This window comes from Acidovorax sp. KPB24-03 (genome assembly GCF_057546605.1).
In genome coordinates this window covers 1-4,612 of sequence record NZ_BAAJYR010000279.1, presented here as the reverse complement: position 1 = coordinate 4,612, position 4,612 = coordinate 1, and the positions used below count along the sequence as shown (strand labels likewise).

The following is a 4,612-nucleotide window of genomic DNA, read 5'->3' as shown; positions in this document are numbered from 1 at the left end:
CTGCGCGGCCGCCCTGGCGCCGTCTCGGTGGCGCCGCTCGCGGCGAGTGCCTGGGCACGGGGCACGGCCAGGGCGTTCTCCACCGCATGGCGCACGGCCTGGTGAACCTCGCGGCTGTCTCGGAAGCGCACCTCGATCTTGGTGGGGTGCACGTTCACATCCACCCGCAGCGGGTCGATGGCCACGTACAGCGCATACACGGGCTGCTTCTGCCCGTGCAGCACGTCCTCGTAGGCGGCGCGCGCGGCGTGCGTGAGCACCTTGTCTCGCACGAAGCGGCCGTTCACGTAGCAGAACTGCTGGTCGGCGCGCGAGCGGGCCGCATCCGGCAGGCCGGCGCGGCCGGTCACCGTGATGGCGCCGTGGCGGTGGCGCACGGCGACCGATTCCGCGAGGAAGTCGTCTCCCAGCACGTCGGCCAGCCGCCGGTCGAGCGCCTGCTGCAGCGCGCCATCGGACGCGTCGCCAGCGGCCAGGGTGGCGCGCCACTGCTCGACCAGCTTGCCTTCGTGCCAGATGGCGAAGCCCACATCGGGACGGGCGAGCGCGTGGCGGCGCACGGCCTCGATGCAGTGGGCCAGTTCGGTCGCGTCGGTCTTGAGGAATTTGCGCCGCGCTGGTGTGGCGAAGAACAGTTCCTTCACTTCCACCGTCGTGCCCTGACTGCGTGCGGCGGGCCGCAGCTCGCCGCTGCGCGCATCCAGCAGGAAAGCGCTGGCCTGCTCCGCGGTGCGCGACAGCAGGGCCATTTCCGACACTGAAGCGATGGCGGCGAGGGCCTCGCCGCGAAAGCCCATGGTGGCCACGGATTCGAGGTCGTGCAGATTGGTGATCTTGCTGGTGGCGTGGCGCCGCAGGGCGATCGGCAGTTCTTCCTGGGGGATGCCGCTGCCGTCGTCTTCCACCGAAATCAGCCGCACGCCGCCGGCCAGCAGGCGCACGGCGATCTGGGTGGCTCCGGAGTCGAGCGCGTTGTCCACCAGTTCGCGCACGGCGGACGCGGGCCGTTCGACCACCTCGCCGGCCGCGATCTGGCTGATGAGTTCGTCGGGCAGGTCGCGGATCGGTCGGCGCAGGGTGGGCTCTGTGGTCATTGCCCGGCATTCTAGGCAGTGCGGTTAGAGTACGCGCCGCATTGGCAATCCCGCCATCCCACTTTCCTCAGAAGGTCCGCCCTTGGAAATCATCCAGTTCCTGATCGACTTCATCCTGCACGTGGACAAGCACCTGGCGGCCTTCGTCAGCGCCTACGGCCCGTGGGTGTACGCGTTGCTGTTCCTCATCGTCTTCGTCGAGACGGGTGTGGTGGTGATGCCGTTCCTGCCCGGCGATTCGCTGCTGTTCATCGTTGGTGCGCTGTGCGGTGCGGGGCTCATGAACTTTCCGCTGGCCTGCGCTGTGCTGATCGCGGCCGCCATCCTTGGGGACCAGTGCAACTACACCATCGGGCGCTATTTCGGGCCCAAGGTGTTCCAGTGGCCCGATTCGCGCTGGTTCAACCGGCGCGCGTTCCAGCAGGCGCACGACTTCTACGAACGCTACGGCGGCGTCACCATCGTGTTGGCGCGCTTCATGCCCTTCATCCGCACCTTCGCGCCCTTCGTGGCCGGCGTGGCCGAAATGGGCCGGGCGAAGTTCACGGCGTTCAACGTGGGCGGTGCGCTGCTGTGGGTGCTGGGCATCTGCACGGCGGGCTACTTCTTCGGCAACTTCCCGTGGGTGCAGGCCAATCTGGACAAGATCATCTGGGCGCTGATCCTGGTGCCGGGCCTGATCGCGCTCTACGGCGGCTGGCGCGCCGGCCGCCAGAAAACGGCCTGAGTGGGAGCCGGGGGCACCGCGCCCCGTCCTCCGGTTGCCCGAGCGAATGCGCTGTCAGCGCATCGTGCGGTCCAGCCACTGCAGCAGCTGGCGGGTGACGAACTCCGGGTTGTCCAGGTTCGAGATGTGGCCGGCCTCGGGGATGACCACGGCATCGCAGCCGATCACCTCGGCCATGGCGTGCATCTCGTGCGGCGGGCGGGGAATGTCCTCGTCGCCGCACATGAGCAGCGTGGCCTGGGGGCGGAGCGCCGCCAGCCGGTCCATCGCATCGGCGCGGCCGAAGATGATGCGGCCCAGCGGCACCACCGATTGGCGCAATCGATCGGGCGCCATCGCCGCCAGGCTGCGGCCAAACGCTGCGGGGCGGGGGCTCGAGGGATCGGTGCCGGGCCGAAAGAAGATCGGCACGATGGCATCCACCAGCGGCTGGGTGATCTGCCCGCCGGCCTCGATCGCATCGAGCAGGCCGAAGTAGCGCAGGCGCGTGGCCTCGGGCTCGGCCCCGAGGTAGGTATCCATCATCACGAGGCTGCGAACCCGCTCCGGCGCCTTCAGCGCCAGCTCCGCACCCCACATGCCGCCGACCGAGAGGCCGACCACGGCACATTCGCGGACATGCAGGGCGTCGAGCAGTTCCAGCATCTGCGCCGCCAGGCCTTTCAAGTCCCGCGTGTCGGCAGGCAGCGGCCCCGACGCGCCGTGGCCCCACAGGTCGGGGGCAATGACCCGGAAGTGGCGCGACAACGCCTGGATCTGGGGCGCCCACATCGAAGAATCCCACAGGTAGCTGTGCCCGAGCAGCACGACCGGGCCCTGGCCACGATCCTGGTAGTGCAGGTGGCAGCCTTGCGATGTGGTGAATCGCTTCTTGGCTGCAGCGCTCGCCACATCCGCTGTGCCGTTCGCCAGGGCACTGCCCGACGCGATGGCGGCGGGTATGGCCATGAGTTGCAGCGCGGCACGGCGGCGGCTCAGTGCAGGCTCGGGTGAAAGAGGTTCATTGGCGGGGGCCAGGGGCGACGGGCGCATGGAGTGATTCTGCAGAGTGGAACAAGCCAAGAATGTTAGCCGCACCCACGCGCTTTAAATGTACTAAACCGTATCGGTTAGTGGAGGGACGCTTTTATCGTTTTGCACCGGTGCTGGTGGGAGGCGCCAATTGGCATCCACGCAAAAACGCCCGCAGGGCACTGGGGTCCTGCAGGCGTTTTGTGATCGGAAGGATGGGAGTTAAACCATCCCCGTGAGATCAGCGGCGGCGTTGATCGCGGTCTTCGCCGAGTTCGTGGCCGACCAGCGCGCCGGCACCGGCACCGATCACGGTCGCGGTGGTGCCACCGACGGCACTGCCCAGCACGCCGCCGGCCACGGCGCCTACGCCGGTACCGATCTGTGCATTGGTGGGGTTGGAAGAGCAGCCGACGAGGCCGAGTGCGGCTGCGACAGCGGCGGCGGAAACGAGATGGCGGTAGTTCATGACTTGGCTCCTGGTATCTGTGAGGGCATGGGATCCGGACAGGGCAGCGATCCGTTCAAACCGCTGCATTTGCCTGTCCCAACCCATGCCTGCACTATCGCCCCGGCACCGCGCCTGCGGTGTAGGCAGGCGAGGCCGCCTGCTGTAGGAGGTGCCCCACCTGACCGCGGCGCTGCCGATCAGCCCGGGGCCAGGCAGATGGTCACGAGAAGCGAGGCATCGCTCACCGCGCGCAGCGAATGCGCGGCGCGGGGCTGCAGGTGCACGAAGTCGCCCGGGCGCAGCAGGCGCGCCCCGCCGGCGGTGTGGAACTCCGCCTCGCCCTCCAGGCACTGCACGGTGATCTCGCCGGGCGTGTCGTGCTGGCGCAAATCCTTGCCGGCCGGCAGCACGACGCGGATCACCTCCAGCTGGGCGGCCTTGATGATGGCGGTGGTGGCGGCGCCCGCCAGCCGGTCGCCCAGCGGGCTCAGGCTGACGACTTCTCCGGAACGTGCGTGGTGCAGGGCCATGGGGTTCTCCTCGTGGTTTCAGGTCACGCTCGCAGGCCCGCCGAGCCGTCAGACGGACCGGCTGCGTGCCAGCGGCGGGTTTTTGGCGAAGTATCGCGTGATCCCTCGCATCAGCGCGTCGGCCAATTGCTGCTGGTAGGCGGCGGTGCGCAGCTTGGCCTCTTCCTCGGGGTTGCTGATGAAGGCGGTTTCCACGAGCACGCTCGGAATGTCCGGCGCCTTGAGCACGGCAAAGCCTGCCTGCTCCACGCGCGGCTTGTGCAGTTTGGCCATGCTGCCGATCTCGCCCAGCAGCACGCTGCCGAGCTTCAGGCTGTCGTTGATCTGCGCCGTGGTGCTCATGTCCAGCAGGGCGCTTTGCACGTGCCGGTCCTGCACGCGGACGTTCAGGCCGCCGATGAGGTCGGACTGGTTTTCCTTGTTGGCCAGCCAGCGCGCGGCCGAGCTGGAGGCGCCGCCCTGGCTCAGCGCGAACACACTGGCGCCGCGCGCCGCGGGCGTGGTGAAGGCGTCGGCGTGGATGCTCACGAACAGGTCGGCCTGCACGCGCCGGGCCTTGTCCACCCGCACGCCCAGCGGCACGAAATAGTCGGCGTCGCGGGTCAGGAAGGCCCGCATCGGGTTGCCGCCGACCGTGGTGGCGTTGATGCGGTCGCGCAGCAGGTGCGCCACCTTGAGCACGATGTCCTTCTCGCGCGTGCCGCCGGGGCCGGTGGCGCCGGGGTCTTCGCCGCCATGGCCGGGGTCCAGCGCCACGATGATGAGCCGGTCGGTCGCCTTCGCGATGGCGGGCGCGGCC

General features: G+C 68.8%; 6 protein-coding genes. 1 reads left to right on the top strand and 5 read right to left on the bottom strand.

Annotation, left to right across the window (positions count from 1 at the left end; all coding sequences use genetic code 11):
- On the bottom strand, positions 1 to 1,094 hold a 1,094-nt coding region (gene mutL / locus AC27KI_RS19120), incomplete at its 3' end, for a DNA mismatch repair endonuclease MutL (RefSeq protein ID WP_487115288.1).
- 82 nt (positions 1,095 to 1,176) lie between these two features.
- Here mutL and AC27KI_RS19115 point away from each other — a divergent pair.
- On the top strand, positions 1,177 to 1,821 hold the full coding sequence (locus AC27KI_RS19115) for a DedA family protein (protein WP_272568021.1): 645 nt from the start codon (positions 1,177 to 1,179) through the stop codon (positions 1,819 to 1,821).
- Between the two features lie 54 nt (positions 1,822 to 1,875).
- On the opposite strand, the gene AC27KI_RS19110 is transcribed toward AC27KI_RS19115, so the two are convergent.
- The 4 genes from AC27KI_RS19110 to AC27KI_RS19095 all read right to left on the bottom strand — a co-directional run.
- On the bottom strand, positions 1,876 to 2,853 hold the full coding sequence (locus tag AC27KI_RS19110) for an alpha/beta fold hydrolase (RefSeq protein ID WP_487090391.1): 978 nt from the start codon (positions 2,851 to 2,853) through the stop codon (positions 1,876 to 1,878).
- Between the two features lie 220 nt (positions 2,854 to 3,073).
- On the bottom strand, positions 3,074 to 3,301 hold the full coding sequence (locus AC27KI_RS19105; RefSeq protein WP_272551696.1) for a glycine zipper domain-containing protein: 228 nt from the start codon (positions 3,299 to 3,301) through the stop codon (positions 3,074 to 3,076).
- Positions 3,302 to 3,480: 179 nt separating this feature from the next.
- Positions 3,481 to 3,813, bottom strand: a complete 333-nt coding sequence (locus tag AC27KI_RS19100) for a cupin domain-containing protein (RefSeq protein WP_284430122.1) — start codon at positions 3,811 to 3,813, stop codon at positions 3,481 to 3,483.
- A gap of 48 nt (positions 3,814 to 3,861) precedes the next feature.
- Positions 3,862 to 4,612, bottom strand: a 751-nt coding sequence (locus AC27KI_RS19095) for an N-acetylmuramoyl-L-alanine amidase (protein ID WP_487115286.1), incomplete at its 5' end; no start/stop codon positions are given.

What these genes read in the sequence shown, in the direction of transcription:
- AC27KI_RS19105 (WP_272551696.1), bottom strand. Translation starts at nt 3,301, where the DNA reads ATGAACTACCGCCATCTCGTTTCCGCCGCCGCTGTCGCAGCCGCACTC.
- AC27KI_RS19110 (WP_487090391.1), bottom strand. Translation starts at nt 2,853, where the DNA reads ATGCGCCCGTCGCCCCTGGCCCCCGCCAATGAACCTCTTTCACCCGAG.
- AC27KI_RS19100 (WP_284430122.1), bottom strand. Translation starts at nt 3,813, where the DNA reads ATGGCCCTGCACCACGCACGTTCCGGAGAAGTCGTCAGCCTGAGCCCG.